This window comes from Photobacterium sp. GB-1 (assembly GCF_003026165.1).
Classification (GTDB): Bacteria; Pseudomonadota; Gammaproteobacteria; order Enterobacterales; family Vibrionaceae; genus Photobacterium.
On record NZ_PYOB01000005.1, the window covers coordinates 58,634 to 80,057 of the forward strand.

The window sequence follows — 21,424 nt, forward strand, 5'->3', positions numbered from 1 at the left end:
GATACTTATCAATAATTATCCTAATAACCATTTATGCTGTCTATGGTTGAAATGGACATAAATGAGTAAATGCGTAAGTTGTCATGATTTATTGATTGTTAATGACATTCTCTTTCAGTTCTGATTTATAAATTTGTGCACTATGTAATTTTGAGTAATATCACCTGTAATAAAAGTGTCATGTAATAGAAATACACTTTAGTCCGTATAAATAGGTTTGAGGTAATAATGGCACACGCCAGTTCGTTTTTAATGGGAGAAAATCATCTTCGTCGAATGAAAGATAAGTTAGCGCGTTTAGGTGTGACGGCTGGCGGTATTTTTGTACTTGTAACCTTGGTACTGATTTTTTTCTATTTACTCTACGTTATTGTTCCTATTTTCTCTTCTGTTTCGGTTAAACCAACCTCCCAGTTCTCATTAACCTTGCCGGGGCACACTGCGCGAGTAGGCATTGATGATAGTAATACCTTAGCTTATCGTTTTACCACGGAAGGTCAGGTAGATTTTATCCGACTATCACCACCGCCAGCATCAGGACAGGTGATTAAACAACAGACACTTGTTAATGATCCTACTGCCGTTGCAACCAGTTTGCCGCGGGATGGATTGGTCGCCTATGCATTGGCGGGTGGCCAAGTAAAAATAGTGAAAGCTGATTTTAATTTCACGTTTGATCAAAACAAAAAGCAGCTATTTCCGGTTATTGATTACCCTGTTGGAAAAGCGTCATTATCTATCGTTGCCAAACAAGATATTATTGATAAATTAGCCATATCAGGGCGTGATAACACTATTATTTTAGCCGCTTATACTAACCAAGATAAACTCTCTGTGGTTAGGTTCTCTCATTCAGAAATGAGCGCAGCAGATGATAAAACATGGCACCAATTTCAATTTAATATTGATGATGTACCTGCGAGTGTTGAGCAGCTTGTATTAACGCCTGACGGTAAAACACTTTATGTTTTAAGTGGTAAAACACTCTTTACTTATTCTCTTCAACATCAGCACGCGGTATTGAGACAAACAACGAAACTCTCTAATGATAAAACAGTAACGCCTGAGCGGATTAATTTATTATCAGGGGCGAATTCCTTATTAGTAACAAACTCTAATAATACGATCACCCAATGGTTTGAAGTGGTCAAAGAGGGGAAACGTCAATTAGTGAAGGTGCGAGATTTCCTTTTTTCTTCTAGCCCTATTGTGAAAATCGTCCCTGAGTATTACCGCAAAGGCTTTTTTGTTATTCAACAAGATGGTCGAGTATCGGCTTATTATACCTCTGAGCGTGATGTGATTTATCAAGATCAGGTATTTGAGACTGTCCCTCAAGATATCGCTATATCACCAAAAGCGAATATGTTGCTCACGCTAGATAATGGTAAGTGGCAAACCTATAAAGTGAATAATTCCCATCCGGATATTGGTATTTCATCACTGTGGCAAGAAGTGTGGTACGAGGGATATCCTGAGCCTGATTATGTTTGGCAATCAACGTCAGCAAGTGACGAGTTTGAACCCAAATTAAGCTTGGTGCCGATTATTTTTGGCACATTGAAAGCTGCGTTTTTTTCGATGTTATTTGCGATACCGTTGGCACTGGCGGGTGCGATTTATACCGCTTACTTTATGTCCTCTAAAGTGCGTCGATTAATCAAGCCAACGATTGAATTAATGGAAGCTTTACCGACGGTGATCTTAGGTTTTTTAGCTGGAATTTGGCTTGCACCTATCGTTGATCAGAATCTGACTGGGGTTGCCTTAAGCTTTATTACATTACCGATAAGTATGGTTGTAATTGGTTTTATTTGGTCAATGTTACCTGGACAATGGCGTTCACGTATCCCTCATGGTTTTCACATCGCTATTTTGATCCCGATGATCGTCTTGATCGGTTATGGCTGTTTTGCGGTGAGTCCATGGTTGTCTCAGTGGCTATTTGGCAGCGATTTACAAAGTTATTTATCTCATGATTATGGTATTGGTTACGATCAACGTAATGCGTTAATTGTTGGTATCGCAATGGGGTTTGCGGTGATCCCCACTATTTTCACGATTGCAGAAGATGCAGTGTTCTCTGTCCCTAGCCATTTAACGAAAGGTTCTTTGGCATTGGGTGCGACGCAATGGCAAACCTTAACCAAAGTGGTTTTGCTAACAGCAAGCCCAGGTATTTTCTCGGCGGTAATGATGGGGCTAGGTCGAGCTGTTGGAGAAACGATGATTGTATTGATGGCGACGGGGAATACCCCTGTTATGGATTGGAATTTATTACAGGGCTTAAGAACATTGGCTGCAACCATTGCAATTGAAATGCCTGAGTCTGAAGTGGCAAGTTCGCATTATCGAGTATTGTTTTTAGCGGCGTTTGTATTATTCGTCTTTACCTTTGTATTCAATACAATCGCTGAGGTTGTGAGGCAACGTTTACGTGAAAAATACAGTTCACTATAAGAGAGGGAGGTGATCATGATTAAATGGTTTAAATCTGGCTCTCCTTGGATTTGGGTAACTGCGGGTGCGGTTAGCCTAAGCCTTGTTGCTGTTTTAGGATTATTATTACTTATTGGTTATAAAGGCTTAAGCTACTTTTGGCCTTCACCTGTTTATCAATTCGATATTGATATTGCAGGTAAACACCAAACCGTGATTGGTGAGTTGTATGACAGTAAAGCGATCCCGTTGCAGCAATTGCGTGAAGCAGGGGGTGATGTTTCTCATATGCCTGGTCCGGTTGAGATGCGTTATCTCATCAAAATTGGTAATCGTGAACGAGTGGGCACCGACTTTTTTACGGTATTAAAAAGCCAAATAAAACATCAAGAAATAGCGAAAAACATTGCTGTTGTCGATCGAGAAACGAATGGTAAGTTTTATGGCTATCCTATCGCAATTATGGCAAATGGTGTGCGTAATAGCATGGACTATTTACCTATCGCGTTAAGTGAAGCTTCTGCAATTAGAACTGAATTAAAGAAACTACAACAGATCGAAATTGCAGATACGAATTGGCATTTAGAAAAGCTACGTTTAGAAAAGCGTCAATTAGCTTTAAAAGATAAATTAACGTCTGACGAAAAAGCACGGATTGAACGTGAGGAACTGAACTATAAAACGATTTATAAAAACATTGAAAATCGTTTGTTTTCATTACAGTCTCAACTAGATAGTGCCAGTTTATTACTTCGAGATAGCCAAGGTAAAACGATCACCTTATCGATGTCTCAAGTACTAGATATGTGGTATCCCAATAAATTAACCTTCATTGAAAAGTTTCAGCATTGGGGGAAACAGGTTTATAAATTTTTAACCGAAGCGCCCCGTGAAGCTAATACCGAAGGCGGTGTATTTCCGGCAATCTTTGGTACAGTATTTATGGTGTTGCTAATGAGTGTCATGGTGACGCCATTAGGCGTATTAGCAGCAATTTATCTTCATGAATATGCAGGGAATAATAACTTTACAAAGGTCATACGTATTGCGGTGATTAATCTTGCGGGTGTACCGTCTATTGTCTATGGAGTGTTCGGGTTAGGCTTTTTTGTGTACATGGTAGGGGGGACAATTGATGATGTCTTTTTCTCTGCTCAATTGCCGACACCAACATTTGGCACCCCTGGGATTTTATGGTCGGCATTAACATTGGCGATCATGACATTACCGGTTGTTATTGTTTCAACAGAAGAAGGTTTATCGCGAATACCGAGTTCGGTGAGAAATGGTTCTTTGGCATTAGGCGCAACTCAAGCTGAAACGTTATGGCGTATAGTGCTCCCTATGGCAAGCCCTGCCATTATGACGGGGTTGATTTTAGCGGTGGCAAGGGCGGCGGGAGAAGTAGCACCTTTAATGTTAGTTGGGGTTGTAAAAATGGCACCAACATTGCCCGTTGATGTTCATTTTCCTTTTGTTCACCTTGATCGTAAGTTTATGCATTTGGGGTATCATATTTATGATGTTGCGTTCCAAAGCCCGAATGTTGAAGCGGCAAGACCCTTGGTTTACGCAACGTCATTTTTATTAGTGACGGTGATTGTAAGTTTAAATTTAACCGCAATTGGGATCCGTAATCATCTGCGCGAAAAATTTCGCTCATTAGAGTTGTGAGCAAACGTAGTGCGATGAATAGTCGATTATTAACAGAGAGAACATTATGTATTCTGCTTCACCATCAATAGGTTTATTTGAACCCGTCGATCTCTCTTCGTTACCCGATGAGCAAACGGCATTATCGATTGAAGGTTTGAACCTACACTATGGTAAAACGCAAGCTTTGTATAATATTAATATGCGTATTCCTAAAGGTCAGGTTACTGCATTTATCGGCCCTTCAGGTTGTGGTAAATCAACGTTATTAAGTTGTATTAACCGAATGAACGATTTGATTGAAGGCTGCCATGTCGATGGTAAAATTATGCTACATGGACAAAATATCTACGATACAAAAGTGGATGTTGCGTCATTACGTCGTCGTGTAGGAATGGTGTTTCAACGCCCGAATCCTTTTCCTAAATCCATATATGAAAATGTGGTTTATGGTTTACGTCTACAAGGGATCAGTGATCGACGTATTTTAGATGATGCGGTTGAAAGTTCATTGCGTTCGGCAGCGTTATGGGATGAAGTAAAAGACAGGTTGCATGAAAATGCGTTTGGTTTATCAGGAGGCCAACAGCAGCGTTTAGTGATTGCGCGTGCGATTGCTATTGAACCTGAGATATTACTACTTGATGAGCCAACATCAGCGCTGGATCCAATATCAACCTTAACGATTGAAGAGTTGATCAATGATCTAAAAACCAAATATACCGTGATTATCGTGACACATAACATGCAGCAAGCAGCACGGGTGTCAGATCAAACAGCTTTTATCTATATGGGAGAGCTGGTGGAATACTCGAGCACCAATGATATTTTCACCACCCCAAGAGAAAAACGTACTGAAGATTATATTACAGGACGTTATGGTTAAGGACACACCATCATGTTAAATAACATTAGCCTTGGTCGACATATTTCTGGTCAGTTTAATCATGAATTAGAAAGTATTCGTACCCATGTTTTAGCGATGGGCGGCTTAGTTGAACAGCAGTTGGCAGATGCCTTAAAAGCACTGCATAAACAAGAAGAAGATTTGGCGAAACGCGTGATCCAAGATGATCGCAAAGTTAATGCAATGGAAGTCGCAATCGATGAGGCGTGTACGCGTATTATTGCTAAACGCCAACCGACAGCCAGTGACTTACGTCTTGTTATCGCAATTATAAAAACCATTACCGATTTAGAACGTATTGGTGACGTGGCGGAAAGTATTGCTAAAGTCGCACTAGGGAATTTTACTAATAAGCAATATAACTTGTTAGCATCGTTAGAATCTTTAGGTCAAAACGCAGTACGCATGTTACATGAAGTGCTAGATGCTTTCGCCCGTATGGATGTTAAAGCCGCGATTGATGTTTATCAAACGGATGATCGAATTGATCGAGAATATGAAGCAATTATTCGTCAACTGATGACTTACATGAAAGAGGATCCCGATTCTATTCCTAGTGTGATGAAGGTGATGTGGGCGGCGCGCTCTATTGAACGTGTGGGGGATCGTTGCCAAAATATTTGTGAATACATTATCTATTTCGTGCAAGGTAAAGATATTCGCCACACTAACCCAGAAGATATTACTAACTTCCTATAATACTCTGGATACATGAATCTGTAATAAGGGCGCTGAGCTTGATTTAGAAGCTTAGCGCTCTTTTTAGTTGTGTTCATTTACCGGCTTATTCTCTTCTCAGCTTAGATTTGACACTTTTGATCGTATCAATACTTGTCACTGGGATTTGAAAATCATCAAAGATGGCGTTGCCCATATGTGCACTAGAAGTGTGATTTAATATTTTACTGGGGCGCGTTGTTTTACCAGAAAGATGCACTTCTTTTATTCCCGTTTCTGCAACTAAGGTTTGAACATTATCTGGTGTGACGCCAGCGCCTGCCATAATACTGAGCCTATCACCACAATAGCGAACCATTTTTTTGATCATAGCGGCGCCTTCAGGTGCGGTAGCTTCAAGCCCAGATGTCAGTACGCGCTCGCAGCCGCAGCTCATAATGGTATCTAATGCTGCAAAAGGATCGACACATTGATCGATGGCTCGATGAAAAGTCACCCCTAAGCCTTTCGCTTGTTTTATTAAGCTCGCAATGGTTGTGCTATCGATAAGGCTTTGTTCTGTGAGTGCGCCAATGACGATTCCTTGTAATCCTGCTTGATGGGCTGCATGAATGTCGGCAAGCATGATCTCAATATCGTCACCACTAAATAAAAAGTCACCTTGGCGTGGTCTGATCATGGCGTAAACCGGAATGTGTGCTTGTTTTGCGGCTAAGTGCATAAAACCAGCACTTGGCGTTAACCCGCCTAGTGCGAGAGAGGAACACAACTCGATGCGTGTTGCGCCACCTTGTTGGGCATAGTGGAGTGATTCAAGATTATCGATACAAACTTCAAGTTGAATAGACATAATTTTTAATGAAATAAAAAGCGTGTATTGCAGTGTAGAGGATTGGCAAGGTAGGAGCGAACAAAGACGGGATATAATGTGCGGTTGGTTGTAAATTACAGATAAAAAAAGGGCCTGGTATAATCCAGGCCTCATTATATTTCTTATCTTTGAGCTGACTGTAGCTTTATGTTTAGCTGATTGTCAGAAATAACACCGTGAGCATGGTGTTATTAGATAATTATTTCTTACCTAGGTCTGCAGTGTGCTCAGATAGGTAGTCTGCTACACCTTTTGGTGATGCGTCCATACCTGCTTTACCTTCTTCCCACTGTGCTGGACATACTTCACCGTGTTTTTGGTGGAAGTTTAATGCGTCAACCATACGTAGCATTTCGTCGATGTTACGGCCTAGAGGTAGATCGTTAACCACTTGGTGACGTACAAGGCCATCTTCGTCGATTAGGAAAGAACCACGGAAAGCAACGCCTGCTTCTGGGTGCTCAACGTCGTAAGCTTTACAAATTTCATGCTTAACGTCAGCAACTAGTGGGTACTTAACTTGACCGATACCGCCGTCTTCAACAGCAGTGTTACGCCATGCATTGTGAGAGAATTGAGAATCGATAGAAACACCAATTACTTCAACACCTTTCGCTTGGAAATCTTCGAAACGCTTGTCAAAAGCGATCAGCTCAGATGGACATACGAATGTGAAGTCTAGTGGATAGAAGAAAACTACCGCTTTTTTACCTTTAGTGAACTCTGCAAAGTTGAAGTTATCAACGATTTCGCCGTTACCTAGAACAGCTGCAGCAGTAAAATCTGGTGCTTGACGACCTACTAGTACCATTTTGGTGCTCCTGAAATATTGGGTTTTGCTAACCTTCGGTGGTTAGCTCCATACTTGGACGAGACAAACTATAGCCAAACTGTTAAATTGAAAAAAGCGGAATAAACAGATTGAAGTAATCGAAAAATACGATGAATAAGTTTCCCTCGTTAAAACAATTGCATTACCTAGTTACTTTATCGGAAACCCGGCACTTTGGCGAAGCGGCAAAAAAGTGTTTTGTGAGCCAGTCGACACTTAGTTCGGGGATCCAGAATTTAGAAGATTTATTGAGTTGCCAACTTATTGAGCGTGATAATAAATCCCTTGTTTTTACCAGTATGGGGGATGAGGTTGTGGTGCGTTCCCGTGAGTTACTGGCACGCAGCCAAGATTTAATTGAATTGTCCCATTCTGCCGGTGATGGTATGGAAGGTCCTCTTCGTGTGGGATGTATTCCAACGATAGCGCCTTTTCTATTGTGTGATTTGGTGCAGGAGGTTAATCGACGCTATCCCAACCTTAACTTACTCTTACGAGAAGATACGACCACGAATTTACTTACAGCTCTACGCAATGGTGAAATGGATGTTCTGATCCTTGCACTACCGATTGAGATTAACGGTATGCACAGTAAAGTGGTTGGGCGTGATGCATTTAAAATGGTGATCAGTAAAAACCAAGCTGAACGTGTCTCTGTACCGTTACGTTATGCAGATTTACCTGATGAATCCGTCTTCTTACTAGAAAAAGAGCATTGTTTAACTGAGCATGCTGTTTCTGCGTGTAAGCTAACAACGAAAGAAAAAATTAATCCATTCACTGCAACTAGCTTGCATACCTTGGTTCAGATGGTAGCCAATGGATTAGGAACGACATTTATTCCCCAAATGGCAATTGAGCACGGTATCTTAGATAACCAGAATCTGGTGGTGATTGAGCCACCAGGCCAAGCGGCATTTCGTGAAATAGGATTAGTTTGGCGACCAACGTCTAGTAGGGTTAATACCTTTGAAAAGCTTGCCTCTCTCGTTGAAACCTTATTATAAGTAAATTATCACTATATTAGAGAAGTCTGAATGGGTGCCGTTATTATTTGAAATGATAATAAGTGGTATTTTTCAGGCTTTTTTTATTTAACTTTGTCGTCATAATAAAAAAACATTAATTTGGATTAAAATATCGAAAATTCTCAATTAAACGGCATTTTAATCTTTTTGTTGTGATGGGTTTAAGTTGCTGTTTTGATGGATTATTTTGTTTTGCGTCACAAACAAAGAATAGTGATATTTATCAGTATATTCCTCCTTTGTTTAACTACAGTCTTAATAATTACTTTTAAAATATATTAAATCAGATAATTACCTTCCCTTGATAAAATTATTTTTGTTTAAAACAAATATTATCAATAAATTCTAACTTCCTCGTTGTGTAATAAAATTACGTAACTACCTACAAAAAATATCATTATTAAAACAAGTTGTTGATTCCGAGTTATTTACTGACTTTTGTTTTAATTCAGTGTTTTGACTTTTTACTCTAATTTTTTTAACTTTTTGTTTTTGAAAGGTTTTGTTGTTTTATTGTGATTTTGGTTAGAAAAGGTGAAATTTGCTTTTTGTTATATGTTGCGGCAACGTAAAGGGAAAGTTAAGAAGTAAATAACATTAAAAAGCTCTTGAGGCTTATTGATAAAAGTAGTGATTAAGTTACAAGGATGGGGCGTTATGGCAGATACTGCGGTTCAATCTAATTACCAAATGAAATTATCATTACAGCAACCGTTAACAGAAACTCAGCGTGAAATCCTAACTGATGACGCGTTGCTTTTTTTAGAGCGCTTAGTGGATCGTTTTGCTGAACGTGTTCCATTGTTGCTAGAAGATAGAGAACGTCGTCAATGCTTGATAGATAAAGGGCAATTACCTGACTTCAACCCTGAAACAGAGTCTATTCGACAAGCAGAGTGGAAGATTCAGAATATTCCAGCAGATTTGCAAGACCGACGAGTTGAAATAACAGGCCCTGTCGATCGTAAAATGGTTATTAATGCACTTAACGCCAATGTGAAAGTGTTTATGGCTGACTTTGAGGATTCCTTCGCGCCGGCATGGAATGAAGTTATTGAAGGTCAGCGTAATCTGCGGGATGCGGTGAATGGTACGATTAGCTATACCAATCCCAACACTGGTAAGCATTATCAACTTGCTGATGATCCTGCAGTATTAATCTGCCGTGTGAGGGGATTACACCTTCCAGAAAAACATGTGCTGTGGAATGGAAAACCCATCCCTGGGGCGCTATTAGACTTTGCCTTATACTTTTTCCTGAATCAAAAAGCATTACTAGCCAAAGGCAGTGGTCCTTATTTCTACCTACCAAAACTACAGGCTTATCGTGAAGCCGCATGGTGGAGTGATGTGTTTAGCTACACCGAAGATGAGTTCGGTTTAATGCGCGGAACAATTAAAGCAACGGTACTTATTGAAACATTACCTGCCGTGTTTGAAATGGATGAAATCCTTTTTAGTTTGAAAGAACATATTGTTGGGCTTAATTGCGGTCGTTGGGATTATATCTTTAGCTACATTAAAACCCTTCGCCAGTATCCCGATCGTATTTTGCCTGATCGCCAAGTTGTAACCATGGAAAAACCGTTCCTTAATGCTTATTCACGTTTGCTGGTGAAAACCTGCCACCGTCGTGGCGCATTTGCGATGGGAGGCATGGCCGCTTTTATTCCATCTAAAGAAGCAGAGCGTCAAGCATGGGTGCTTAATAAAATTCAAACAGATAAAGCACTGGAAGCGAGTAATGGTCATGACGGTACATGGGTTGCACATCCAGGTTTGGCTGACACCGCTTGTGGAGTCTTTGATCAGGTACTGGGTGATCGTAAAAATCAATTAGATATTACCCGAGACGGCGATGCACCCATTACTGCTGATGAGTTATTAGCGCCGTGTGATGGTGAGCGTACAGAAGAGGGGATGCGTCATAACATTCGTGTTGCGGTGCAATATATTGAAGCTTGGATCTCCGGCAATGGCTGTGTACCTATCTATGGCTTAATGGAAGATGCAGCAACAGCTGAAATATCGCGAGCTTCAATATGGCAATGGATTAAACATGGTAAAGCATTATCAAACGGTAAAGTCGTAACTAAAGCTTTATTTGAGCAAATGCTAATAGAAGAAATGCGAGTTGTAGAAGCTGAGCTCGGTGATGAGCGCTTTAAGCAAGGGCGATTTGATGAAGCTGCAGCATTAATGGCAAAACTAACGACAAGTGAAGAGTTAGATAATTTCTTAACCCTTCATGGCTATGAATATTTGAATTAAACGCAGTCGCGTTTGAGTAAAACTGAGGATCCGCGGTAGTTGAGGGTAAGCAGTAATAGAACCACCTTAGAACGTAATATCAATTGACCATCATACCAACGGATTAATGCGGACAGAGACGAGGGATAACCATTATGACATTAACACGCCAACAGCAAATCGAAGCAATTGAAAAAGACTGGGCAGAAAACCCACGTTGGAAACATGTTAAACGTACCTACACTGCGGAAGAAGTCATTAACCTGCGCGGCTCATTTGCACCTGCAAATACGATTGCCCAGCGTGGCGCAGATAAATTATGGCAATTAGTGAATGGTGATGCCAAAAAAGGCTATGTAAATTGTCTTGGCGCTTTAACTGGCGGTCAGGCAGTACAACAAGCAAAAGCCGGGATTGAAGCGATTTATTTATCAGGTTGGCAGGTTGCGGCTGATAATAATACTGCGTCGACCATGTATCCTGATCAATCTCTCTATCCTGTCGATTCAGTACCTGCGGTTGTTAAACGTATCAATAATTCGTTCCGTCGCGCAGATCAAATTCAGTGGGCGAATGGTGGTAACCCTGAAGATGGCGTTGATTACTTTTTACCTATTGTTGCTGATGCAGAAGCCGGATTTGGTGGCGTATTAAATGCGTATGAATTAATGCGTAGCATGATTGAAGCAGGGGCGGCTGGTGTTCACTTTGAAGACCAATTAGCATCGGTAAAAAAATGTGGTCATATGGGCGGCAAGGTATTAGTACCGACACAAGAAGCGGTACAAAAGTTAGTTGCAGCTCGTCTTGCGGCTGACGTGGCGGGAACCACGACTTTAGTGATTGCTCGTACCGATGCCAATGCAGCAGATTTATTAACGTCCGATTGCGATCCGTATGATAAAGATTTCATTATTGGAGAGCGTAGCGCAGAAGGTTTTTATCGTGTTCGTGCAGGGATTGATCAGGCCATTGCTCGTGGCTTAGCGTATGCGCCTTACGCTGATTTAATTTGGTGTGAAACAGCAACACCATGCTTAGAAGAAGCACGTAAGTTTGCAGAAGCCATTCATGAACAATACCCAGATCAACTCCTGGCTTATAACTGTTCACCTTCTTTTAACTGGGAGAAAAACCTTGATGCTGAAACCATTGCTAAATTCCAGCAAGAACTTTCCGACATGGGCTATAAATACCAGTTCATTACATTAGCGGGTATTCATAATATGTGGTTCAACATGTTTGAATTAGCCCATGCTTATGCGCAAGGTGAAGGTATGCGCCATTACGTTGAAAAAGTTCAGCGCCCTGAATTTGAAGCAGCCGATAAAGGTTATACCTTTGTTGCTCACCAGCAAGAAGTGGGAACAGGGTACTTTGATACCATGACCAATACGATTCAAGGGGGGAATTCTTCAGTGACCGCATTGACGGGGTCTACAGAAGAAGAGCAATTTAAGTAAACCTAAAAACAGTTTTAAGATAACGTGTTTATAGTAGTGACTATCCTAGCAGTGTTGTTATCAACAGTACTCATGTATTAAGCCGCATATAATACCAGTACTTGTTAATTACGTTATCATCGGGGAGCAGTGATGCTCCCCTTTTTTATTAATCAAGAATATCAAGGGTATCTAAATCAGGCTCAATAGGATCGACTTCTTCTTGCATTTCTAGCAGTGAAATTGCAATTGATACAAAATCACTATCTGTAATAATACCCACTAATTTTTTATTTTTTAGTACGGGTAAGCAACCTATTTTATGCTTTTGCATATAAAGTGCTGCTTCTTTTAATCCTGCACGATAATCCACACTCATTATTTTTGTTTTCATGCCTTGTTCAATTAAAACATCAAGTGGGGAAGACAGTGGATTTTCAATAATTGATTTTAGATTGGAATCTTGGGCTGACAAAATATCGCGCTGGCTTACTAACCCGATAAGTTCATTGTTGTGGTTGGTGATCGGTATATGGCGAATAGATAAAGTATCCATCATTTCTTTCGCATCAAGCAACGTATCATTACGTGACAAAGTACGCGGTTGGGGTGTCATCATATCGGCAACGGTAAACATATAAACCTCCATGCAATACTGCAAAAAATCGCGAACGGTGGTTCTATTCGCTGATCTTTTTTCAATATATCGGAATACGTTGTTTGCACGCATGATGAATATCAAATATTTCAATATAATATTTGTGGTCTTTATTCCTTGGTGGGATGAGTGTTTGATATCAGACGATATGAAAGAAATTCTCATATTACGAGATCTAAATTACAGTTGGGTTTCGCATCTTAAGGGAAGTTAAGTATATAATGCCCGCTTGCTGTGATTTAGGGCGTAATACAATGCAAGTTTCAGATTTTGATTTTGACTTACCAGATGAGCTGATTGCTCGTTATCCTCAACCTGAACGTACCGCGAGTCGTTTATTACAAATGACGGGCAATACGGGTGAATTGGCACATAAAGGTTTTAAAGATGTGCTAGATCTTGTACAAGCTGGTGATTTACTTGTATTTAATAATACTCGTGTGATCCCTGCGCGTATGTTTGGACATAAAGCTTCAGGTGGTAAAATTGAAGTTTTAGTTGAGCGTATGCTTGATGACAAATCTATTTTAGCGCATGTTCGTGCCTCTAAGCCGCCGAAACCAGGTAATGAATTATTATTGGGTGAAAATGGTGAGTTTTCAGCTGAAATGGTTGCCCGTCATGATGCATTGTTTGAAATTCGTTTTAATAGCGATAAAACAGTGCTGGAGATCTTAGATGCAGTGGGTCATATGCCGTTGCCTCCTTATATTGATCGCCCAGATGAAGATGCTGATAAAGAGCGCTACCAAACAGTATATAATGCCAAGCCTGGTGCGGTAGCTGCACCAACAGCAGGCTTACACTTTGACGATAAGCTAATGGCGGATCTAAAAGCAAAAGGTGTTAATTTTGCTTTTGTCACTCTGCATGTCGGTGCTGGTACGTTCCAGCCTGTGCGTGTTGATGATATCAATGATCACCATATGCATTCTGAATATGTGGAAGTTCCTGAAGAGGTTGTTACTGCTGTTAACGAGACGCGTGCAAATGGCGGACGAATTATTGCTGTGGGGACAACATCTGTACGTTCATTAGAAAGTGCCGCACAAGATGCCCTAAAAAATGGTACTGAATTTAAGCCATTTTTTGGTGATACTGAGATCTTTATTTACCCGGGTTATCAGTTCCAACTCGTGGATGTGTTGATTACTAATTTCCACTTACCAGAATCAACATTAATTATGTTAGTTAGTGCTTTTGCGGGTTATGAAAACACCATGAATGCCTATCATGAAGCAGTAGCAAATAAATACCGCTTCTTTAGTTATGGCGATTCAATGTTTATCACTCGTAAAGATGTATAAGGCTTAATAGGTATACATTTTTACCAAGAAAAGGTTGAGGCTGCTTTTTGTTACAATTGCAGCCTTTGTTGTGTCTGTAGCATAGTATAAATTCTATGATATTAAGCCAGCCACAACGTTACGTTCTTCCGCTACGCTTTAGGTTGTCATTGCCAATATGGTTTGATGAGTTAAGGTGCAGTCGGCAATCATATATCTATATATTGTGATTGTTTTTTGTGGCTGATCAGGCGTTTGCCTGTGGGGCTAGGTCCTGTAATGGGAAATACGTCAGATTGTTTCTCTGGCTTTTGGAGGTTTTGTGAAATTTGAATTAGATAAAACGCAAGGTCGTGCTCGTCGCGGTCGTTTGCAGTTTGAACGTGGTACGGTAGAAACACCTGCGTTTATGCCGGTAGGTACTTACGGTACTGTTAAAGGCATGACACCTGAAGAAGTTAAAGATACGGGTGCTCAAATCTTACTGGGTAACACGTTCCACCTATGGTTACGTCCTGGTCAAGAAGTGATGAAGTTACATGGTGATTTACATGACTTTATGCAATGGCAAGGTCCGATCCTTACCGATTCAGGCGGTTTCCAAGTATTTAGCCTTGGCTCTTTACGTAAAATCACTGAAGAGGGGGTTCACTTCCGTAACCCTGTTAATGGTGACAAGATTTTCATGGACGCTGAAAAGTCGATGGAAATTCAAAAAGATCTTGGTTCTGATATCGTAATGATTTTTGACGAGTGTACGCCATATCCAGCGACACACGACGAAGCGAAAAAGTCGATGGAAATGTCACTACGTTGGGCACAGCGCAGCCGTAATCATTTTGATAAGCAAGAAAATCCAAATGCACTGTTTGGTATTGTTCAAGGTGGTGTATACGAAGATCTTCGTGATGTTTCTGTTGAAGGTCTAACCAAAATTGGTTTTGACGGTTATGCAGTAGGCGGTTTAGCGGTCGGTGAGCCTAAAGAAGACATGCACCGTATTCTTGAGCACACGTGTCCACAACTGCCAGAAGATAAGCCTCGCTACCTTATGGGTGTAGGTAAACCTGAAGATTTAGTGGAAGGTGTTCGTCGCGGTATTGATATGTTCGATTGCGTAATGCCAACACGTAATGCCCGTAATGGTCACCTATTTGTGACTGGTGGTGTGATCAAGATCCGTAATGCGAAACATAAAACAGACACAACGCCTTTAGATCCGCATTGTGACTGTTACACTTGTAAAAATTACTCTAAAGCGTATTTGTACCATCTAGATAAATGTAATGAAATCTTAGGTGCACGCTTAAATACAATTCATAATTTACGTTACTACCAACGCCTAATGGCAAGTATTCGTAAATCAATTGAAGAAGATCGTTTCGATGCGTTTGTAGAAGAGTTCTACGCGCGTCGCGACCGTGAAGTTCCACCATTACAAAATGTTTAAAACGAGGACGTTATAAATGAGTTTCTTTATCTCACAAGCACACGCAGCAGCAGAAGGTGCCCCTCAGGGCGGAAGCATGCAGCTATTTATTATGCTTGGTTTATTTGCTGTTATTTTTTACTTCATGATTTATCGTCCACAAGCTAAGCGTGTGAAAGAGCACAAAGCGCTAATGAGCTCGATGGGCAAAGGTGATGAAGTAATGACGAACGGTGGTCTACTAGGCCGTATTACTAAAGTTTCTGCTGAAAGTGATTACATTGTTCTAGCACTTAACGACAATACGGAAGTAACAATTAAAAAAGATTTCATTACGGCTGTTTTACCAAAAGGCACAATGAAGTCGCTTTAATATAAAAACATTCGCTTTGAAGGATCATAGCAGTGCTTAACCGATACCCCCTGTGGAAGAACCTGATGGTGTTGTTTGCGCTTATCATTGGTTTGCTTTATGCACTTCCTAACGTATACGGTGAAGATCCAGCGATTCAAATTACCGGGGCGCGTGGCGCCTCGGTTAATATGAGTGCTTTGGATACTGTCATCGAAGATTTAAAAAAGAACAATATCCCATACAAGTCAGCTGTTTTTGAAAAAGGTTCAGTGCTTGTCCGCTTTAATGATACTGATACCCAAATCAGTGCTCGCGATATCTTAAATAGTGAGTTAGGTAATGATTATGTTGTTGCACTAAACCTTGCAGCTTCCACTCCTTCTTGGCTTGAATCTATTGGTGCATCACCAATGAAATTGGGTCTCGATTTACGTGGTGGTGTTCATTTCTTAATGGAAGTGGATATGGATGCGGCTATGGATAAACTTCTTGGTCAACAAGAAGAAACATTCCGCACTGAGCTTCGTGAAGAAAAAATTCGTTACCGTGCAATCAGTAAAACAAAAGACAGTGTTCAAGTTCGTCTTCGTGATGAAGCGCAATTGGAACAAGCTGAACTCGCGTTAGAAAAATTGCATCCTGATATGCTGTTCACAACCAGTAAAATCAATGGTCGTTATGTATTAACGGCGAAGTTTACTGAAGAACGTTTACAGGAAATCCGTAATTATGCTGTCGATCAAAACATCACCATTTTACGTAATCGTGTAAATGAACTCGGTGTTGCTGAGCCATTAGTACAGCGCCAAGGCGCAAATCGTATAGTGGTAGAGCTACCGGGGGTTCAAGATACGGCTCGTGCAAAAGAAATTTTAGGTGCGACAGCAACGCTTGAATTCCGTGAAGTTGATAATAATGCTGATTTAGCTGCGGCTGCGGCTGGACGAGTACCGGCTGGCAGTGAAGTAAAAATGACCCGTGATGGCCGCCCTGCGGTACTAAAAAAACGTGTCATTCTTGCGGGCTCTCATATTACGGATTCAAGTTCGAGTGCGGATGAATATGGTCGTCCACAAGTTAACATCTCGCTAGATACCGAAGGTGGTAGCAAGATGACAGCTTTCTCGAAAAATAATATCGGTAAGTTGATGGCAACGGTTTTCACTGAATATAAAGACAGTGGTAAGCGAACGCCTGAAGGGAAAGTTATCCTGACTAAACACGAAGAAGTTATAAACCAAGCAACGATTCAATCTGCACTTGGCCGAAGCTTCCGTATTACAGGTATCGACTCTCAAGCTGAAGCACACAACTTATCATTATTATTACGGGCTGGTGCATTGATTGCGCCAATATCGATAGTTGAAGAGCGTACGATTGGTCCATCAATGGGTCAGCAAAACATCGATATGGGTGTACAAGCATGTATCTGGGGTATGGTTGCGGTAATGCTATTTACGCTGCTTTACTACCGTGGGTTTGGCATGATTGCTAACTTAGCATTGATAATGAACTTAGTGCTTATTATCGGCATTATGTCGATGATCCCGGGGGCTACCATGACCTTACCAGGTATTGCTGGTATCGTACTGACTGTCGGTATGGCGGTTGATGCCAACGTGCTTATTTTTGAACGTATTCGAGAAGAGCTTCGTGAAGGACGTAGTCCACAACAAGCAATTCAACAAGGCTATGGAAATGCGTTTAGCACGATTGCAGATGCAAACATCACAACCTTAATTACAGCAATTATTTTGTTTGCTGTGGGTACGGGCGCAATTAAAGGTTTTGCCGTGACATTATCGATTGGTATTTTAACGTCGATGTTCACCGCAATTATTGGTACACGTGCTGTTGTTAACTTGATCTATGGCGGTAAACGCGTAGATAAGTTGTCGATTTAAGGAGTCGCAGAGATGAGAGAGTTATTGAATGCGAACAAAGTCGTCGACTTTATGCGTTGGTCAAAGTTTGCCTTTATCTTTTCATTGATAATGATCATGGGATCGATTGCCACTATCTCGACCAAAGGTCTAAATTGGGGCTTAGATTTTACTGGCGGAACGCTGATCGAAGTTAGCTTCAAAGAGCCTGCTAATTTACCCTTAATACGTGAATCATTAGAGAAAGCGGGTTTTGGTGATGCCGTTGTGCAAAACTTCGGTACTGCGCGTGATGTGATGGTGCGTTTGCAGCCTCGAGAAGGTGTTAAAGGCGAAGTACTTGGTAACCAAATCCTTGATGCACTAAAAGACGGTACTGCACAGTCGGTTGAAATGCGCCGTATTGAGTTTGTCGGTCCTAATGTTGGTGATGAACTAGCAGAAGCCGGCGGCATGGCTATTTTAATCGCTTTGTTGTGTATCTTACTTTACGTATCACTGCGTTTTGAGTGGCGTTTAGCGGCAGGTGCTGTGTTGTCTTTAGCACACGATATCATCATTACTGTTGGTATTTTCTCTGTGCTACAAGTAGAGGTTGATCTAACGATTGTTGCGGCATTACTAACAGTAGTTGGTTATTCACTTAACGATACTATTGTTGTATTTGACCGTATTCGTGAAAACTTCCGCAAAATGCGTAAAGGAAGTCCTGCTGAAATAATGAATTGTTCAATTTCGCAAACATTAAGCCGTACCTTAATTACATCCGGTACAACCTTGTTTGTTGTCATTGCGCTATTTGCTCAAGGCGGATCAATGATCCATGGATTTGCATTAGCACTTCTGATTGGTATCACGATTGGTACTTATTCTTCTATTTACGTCGCGTCAGCATTAGCGCTTAAATTGGGTATTACCCGTGAGCATTTAATGCCAACGCCAGTAGAAAAAGAAGGTGAAGAGCTTGATGCAATACCATAATCAGTTGGTATAAGTTATGAATGAGAAAGGACCGCTTGCGGTCCTTTTTTTATATTTTTATTCTAGCTGCTCAGGATAGACAGTTTTAGAAAGTTGATGCAGTGATAATGTCTTTTTCATATCTACTTGGTATATAGTGCTTTACAGTGATTGCAATGCACGCTGCTTAATTATGACATTATTTAATTATCATATTGTTATAAAACAAAACGCCCTGCTGTATAACAGCAGGGCGTTTTTTAATCTTACTGGATAATCAGTGGATTATTTTGCTAATGCGTCACTACCGAATTCACGGATTTTTGCAAGCATTGGCTTAACTACACGTGCATTACCAGCAACAATGTTGCCAGATGTTAGGTAGTTAGTGTTACCAGTAAAGTCAGCACAGATAGCACCAGATTCGCGAGCGATTAGTTCGCCAGCAGCAAGTTCCCAAGGCTTTTGACCTAGCTTGAATACACCGTCAACACGACCAGCCGCTAAGTAGCAAAGATCCAATGCTGTACAGCCTGATTGACGCATGTCATCACAGTCTGCAAATAATGCATTTTGGATTTTTAGGTAGCTTTCTGCATGCTGTTTAGCGGCAAAAGGAAGACCTGTTGCTAAAACAGTTCCTGTTAGATCACGAGGTTGTGATGAACGGACACGCTGGCTGTTAAGCTGAGCGCCTGCACCGCGAGTCGCAGTGAATAATTCGTTACGTACAGGATCGTAAACAGCAGCAACTTCAGTGCGACCACGCATACGTAGTGCAACTGATACTGCAAAGTGAGGGTAACCGCGAACGAAGTTCATGGTGCCATCCACTGGGTCGATAATCCATTGACACTCTTTGTCACGTCCTTCTTTGTTACCAGACTCAGCTGCAATGATGCAGTGATCAGGGTAAGCCTTAAGGATTGTTTCGATGATGATAGCTTCAGCTTCATGATCGATATTGGTAACAACATCATTACCTTTATTAGCAACCTCAATAGATTGAGGCTTTTCTAGAGATTTAATGACATGGTCACCAGCCTTTCGCACAGCGCGAATGGCAATATTAAGCATCGGATGCATAGGATCTTCCCAACGGATGTTAAAGAACTAAAAAGCGGCGGCGAGTATAACAGAGCTAAAAAAAAAAGGAAGTGGTTATTTTTTCGACATTGTTCAGATTGTAGTGTGCGCTTTTGCGAGGTAATACGTATAAGTTACTAATAAATAGTGTTGATTATCGTTATCTGATTATTGAATAGCAGCAATAGATAATTACTGCTATCAAAAACACATGTTTTCACCACTTTTATTATGGCTGTGCTAAAATCTGTCAGCTTTAGTTAATTGTTGGAATGTTGCTTCATCATGTTAGATAAAATTCGCGTTGTTCTTGTTGGTACGTCACATCCAGGTAATATCGGTTCAGCTGCACGTGCAATGAAAGTTATGGGATTGACGAATTTGGTATTAGTTGATCCTGCCTGTGAAATTGACGGCCACACTATTGCATTGGCGGCAGGTGCTGCTGATGTTGTCGAAAACGCAAAAATTGTAAAAACATTAGATGAAGCGGTTGCAGATTGTGGTTTTGTTGTTGGGTCAAGTGCTCGCTCTCGTACCCTTGAATGGCCACAATTAGATCCACGAGAGAACGGCATCAAAGTGGTTGCTGAATCTAATCAGCATCCAGTCGCTATTCTTTTTGGCCGTGAGCGAACAGGGTTAACTAATGAAGAATTACAAAAGTGTCATTGCCATGTCTATATTCCAGCAAATCCTGAATATAGCTCATTAAATTTAGCAATGGCTGTACAAACAGTAAGTTATGAAGTCCGTATGGCTTATTTGGATTCTCAAAAGTATACGGGTAAAACGGAAGTTGAAGAATATCCTCGCGCTCAAGAACTTGAAATGTTTTATGAGCACCTCGAAAAAGTCACTCGTCAAACCCGCTTCATAAATAAAAACCATCCAGGTGTAGTGATGGCTAAATTACGCCGTTTATTCACCCGTGCTCGCCCAGAGCAGCAAGAGTTGAATATTTTACGCGGTATTTTATCGTCAGTAGAAAAGACGATAGAAACACTAGAAAAGACTGAAAAATAACCACTTAAACTTAATGGTTTAATAACCAACTAAAACAGTCAGGTAAATACTTGACCATTTTAGTTGGTTATGAGAAGCTTGCTTTAAATATTCAAGCAGGTAGCAGTGTTATGAAGTTGACTTCAAAGGGAAGATACGCGGTAACAGCAATGTTAGATGTTGCATTACACTCGCATAATGGACCGGTTCCATTAGCGGATATTTCAGAGCGCCAAGGAATATCGCTGTCTTACTTAGAACAATTATTTTCGCGTCTTCGCAAAGCAGGGTTAGTAACCAGTGTACGTGGTCCTGGCGGTGGTTACCGTTTAGGCGAAGAAGCATCTGATATTGCTGTCGGTATGGTTATCGCTGCAGTTGATGAATCAGTTGATGCAACCAAATGTCATGGAAAAGGGGACTGCCAAGGTGGTGCTCGTTGTTTAACTCATACGTTATGGCATGACCTAAGCGATCGCATTAGCGGCTTTTTAAATAACATCACTCTTGGTGAGTTGATGAAAGATAATGATGTACAAAGCATTTCTGATCGTCAGGATGAAATCCTACAAGGAAATAGCAAAGCATCTTTTGGACATAAAAAATCACACGACAGCGCCACAATAGGTGTCGATGTCCGCTCCTAGAGACCAGACGTTCGT

The 21,424-nt window shown here is 40.9% G+C and carries 18 protein-coding genes; 14 read left to right on the plus strand and 4 right to left on the minus strand.

Annotated elements, in window-relative coordinates:
* Window positions 1–228 precede the first annotated feature (228 nt).
* Genes C9J45_RS07450 through phoU form a run of 4 tightly spaced genes read left to right on the plus strand, consistent with a single transcriptional unit; the run spans window position 229 to window position 5,698 of the window.
* The gene (locus tag C9J45_RS07450) at window positions 229–2,460 is read left to right on the plus strand and encodes an ABC transporter permease subunit (RefSeq protein WP_107292372.1); all 2,232 of its coding nucleotides are present in this window, start codon (window positions 229–231) and stop codon (window positions 2,458–2,460) included.
* Window positions 2,461–2,475: 15 nt separating this feature from the next.
* Window positions 2,476–4,113 (plus strand): phosphate ABC transporter permease PstA, encoded by a 1,638-nt coding sequence (gene pstA, locus C9J45_RS07455; RefSeq protein ID WP_107292373.1) that lies wholly within the window; start codon window positions 2,476–2,478, stop codon window positions 4,111–4,113.
* Window positions 4,114–4,159: 46 nt separating this feature from the next.
* Entirely contained in the window at window positions 4,160–4,978 is an 819-nt protein-coding gene (gene pstB, locus C9J45_RS07460) for a phosphate ABC transporter ATP-binding protein PstB (protein ID WP_107205970.1), read from the plus strand.
* A 12-nt stretch (window positions 4,979–4,990) separates the two neighbouring features.
* On the plus strand, window positions 4,991–5,698 hold the full coding sequence (gene phoU / locus C9J45_RS07465; RefSeq protein WP_006646297.1) for a phosphate signaling complex protein PhoU: 708 nt from the start codon (window positions 4,991–4,993) through the stop codon (window positions 5,696–5,698).
* An 85-nt stretch (window positions 5,699–5,783) separates the two neighbouring features.
* On the opposite strand, the gene C9J45_RS07470 is transcribed toward phoU, so the two are convergent.
* Complete coding sequence (locus C9J45_RS07470) at window positions 5,784–6,527, minus strand: copper homeostasis protein CutC (protein ID WP_107292374.1); 744 nt, start codon at window positions 6,525–6,527, stop codon at window positions 5,784–5,786.
* A 220-nt stretch (window positions 6,528–6,747) separates the two neighbouring features.
* Window positions 6,748–7,359, minus strand: a complete 612-nt coding sequence (locus C9J45_RS07475) for a peroxiredoxin C (protein ID WP_045084291.1) — start codon at window positions 7,357–7,359, stop codon at window positions 6,748–6,750.
* Window positions 7,360–7,490: 131 nt separating this feature from the next.
* Between C9J45_RS07475 and C9J45_RS07480 the strand changes: the two genes are divergently transcribed.
* The 3 genes from C9J45_RS07480 (at window position 7,491) to aceA (ending at window position 12,121) form a co-directional block, all read left to right on the plus strand.
* Window positions 7,491–8,387 carry a hydrogen peroxide-inducible genes activator gene (locus tag C9J45_RS07480; RefSeq protein ID WP_107247366.1) on the plus strand — a complete coding sequence of 299 codons (897 nt, stop codon included), beginning with the start codon at window positions 7,491–7,493 and terminating at the stop codon, window positions 8,385–8,387.
* A gap of 678 nt (window positions 8,388–9,065) precedes the next feature.
* Window positions 9,066–10,679: a malate synthase A gene (gene aceB / locus C9J45_RS07485; RefSeq protein WP_107205973.1), complete on the plus strand. Its 1,614-nt coding sequence runs from the start codon at window positions 9,066–9,068 to the stop codon at window positions 10,677–10,679.
* A gap of 134 nt (window positions 10,680–10,813) precedes the next feature.
* Window positions 10,814–12,121 carry an isocitrate lyase gene (aceA, locus tag C9J45_RS07490; RefSeq protein ID WP_107205974.1) on the plus strand — a complete coding sequence of 436 codons (1,308 nt, stop codon included), beginning with the start codon at window positions 10,814–10,816 and terminating at the stop codon, window positions 12,119–12,121.
* A gap of 148 nt (window positions 12,122–12,269) precedes the next feature.
* Here the strand turns inward: aceA and C9J45_RS07495 are convergent, their stop codons facing one another.
* The gene (locus C9J45_RS07495; RefSeq protein WP_045152137.1) at window positions 12,270–12,737 is read right to left on the minus strand and encodes a CBS domain-containing protein; all 468 of its coding nucleotides are present in this window, start codon (window positions 12,735–12,737) and stop codon (window positions 12,270–12,272) included.
* Window positions 12,738–13,012: 275 nt separating this feature from the next.
* On the opposite strand from C9J45_RS07495, the gene queA reads away from it, so the two are divergent.
* From queA to secF, 5 genes are all read left to right on the plus strand, one after another.
* Window positions 13,013–14,065, plus strand: coding sequence for a tRNA preQ1(34) S-adenosylmethionine ribosyltransferase-isomerase QueA (queA, locus tag C9J45_RS07500; RefSeq protein WP_005369318.1), 1,053 nt, complete (start codon window positions 13,013–13,015; stop codon window positions 14,063–14,065).
* A 301-nt stretch (window positions 14,066–14,366) separates the two neighbouring features.
* On the plus strand, window positions 14,367–15,494 hold the full coding sequence (tgt, locus tag C9J45_RS07505) for a tRNA guanosine(34) transglycosylase Tgt (protein WP_005369317.1): 1,128 nt from the start codon (window positions 14,367–14,369) through the stop codon (window positions 15,492–15,494).
* A gap of 16 nt (window positions 15,495–15,510) precedes the next feature.
* Window positions 15,511–15,846: a preprotein translocase subunit YajC gene (gene yajC / locus C9J45_RS07510; RefSeq protein ID WP_107205975.1), complete on the plus strand. Its 336-nt coding sequence runs from the start codon at window positions 15,511–15,513 to the stop codon at window positions 15,844–15,846.
* Window positions 15,847–15,878: 32 nt separating this feature from the next.
* Complete coding sequence (secD, locus tag C9J45_RS07515; RefSeq protein ID WP_107205976.1) at window positions 15,879–17,732, plus strand: protein translocase subunit SecD; 1,854 nt, start codon at window positions 15,879–15,881, stop codon at window positions 17,730–17,732.
* Between the two features lie 12 nt (window positions 17,733–17,744).
* Window positions 17,745–18,692 carry a protein translocase subunit SecF gene (gene secF, locus C9J45_RS07520; RefSeq protein WP_045084286.1) on the plus strand — a complete coding sequence of 316 codons (948 nt, stop codon included), beginning with the start codon at window positions 17,745–17,747 and terminating at the stop codon, window positions 18,690–18,692.
* A gap of 264 nt (window positions 18,693–18,956) precedes the next feature.
* On the opposite strand, the gene suhB is transcribed toward secF, so the two are convergent.
* Window positions 18,957–19,757, minus strand: a complete 801-nt coding sequence (suhB, locus tag C9J45_RS07525; RefSeq protein ID WP_107292375.1) for an inositol-1-monophosphatase — start codon at window positions 19,755–19,757, stop codon at window positions 18,957–18,959.
* A gap of 285 nt (window positions 19,758–20,042) precedes the next feature.
* Between suhB and trmJ the strand changes: the two genes are divergently transcribed.
* Complete coding sequence (gene trmJ / locus C9J45_RS07530; RefSeq protein WP_107205978.1) at window positions 20,043–20,783, plus strand: tRNA (cytosine(32)/uridine(32)-2'-O)-methyltransferase TrmJ; 741 nt, start codon at window positions 20,043–20,045, stop codon at window positions 20,781–20,783.
* Between the two features lie 110 nt (window positions 20,784–20,893).
* The gene (gene iscR, locus C9J45_RS07535) at window positions 20,894–21,409 is read left to right on the plus strand and encodes a Fe-S cluster assembly transcriptional regulator IscR (RefSeq protein ID WP_107206458.1); all 516 of its coding nucleotides are present in this window, start codon (window positions 20,894–20,896) and stop codon (window positions 21,407–21,409) included.
* Window positions 21,410–21,424: the final 15 nt, after the last annotated feature.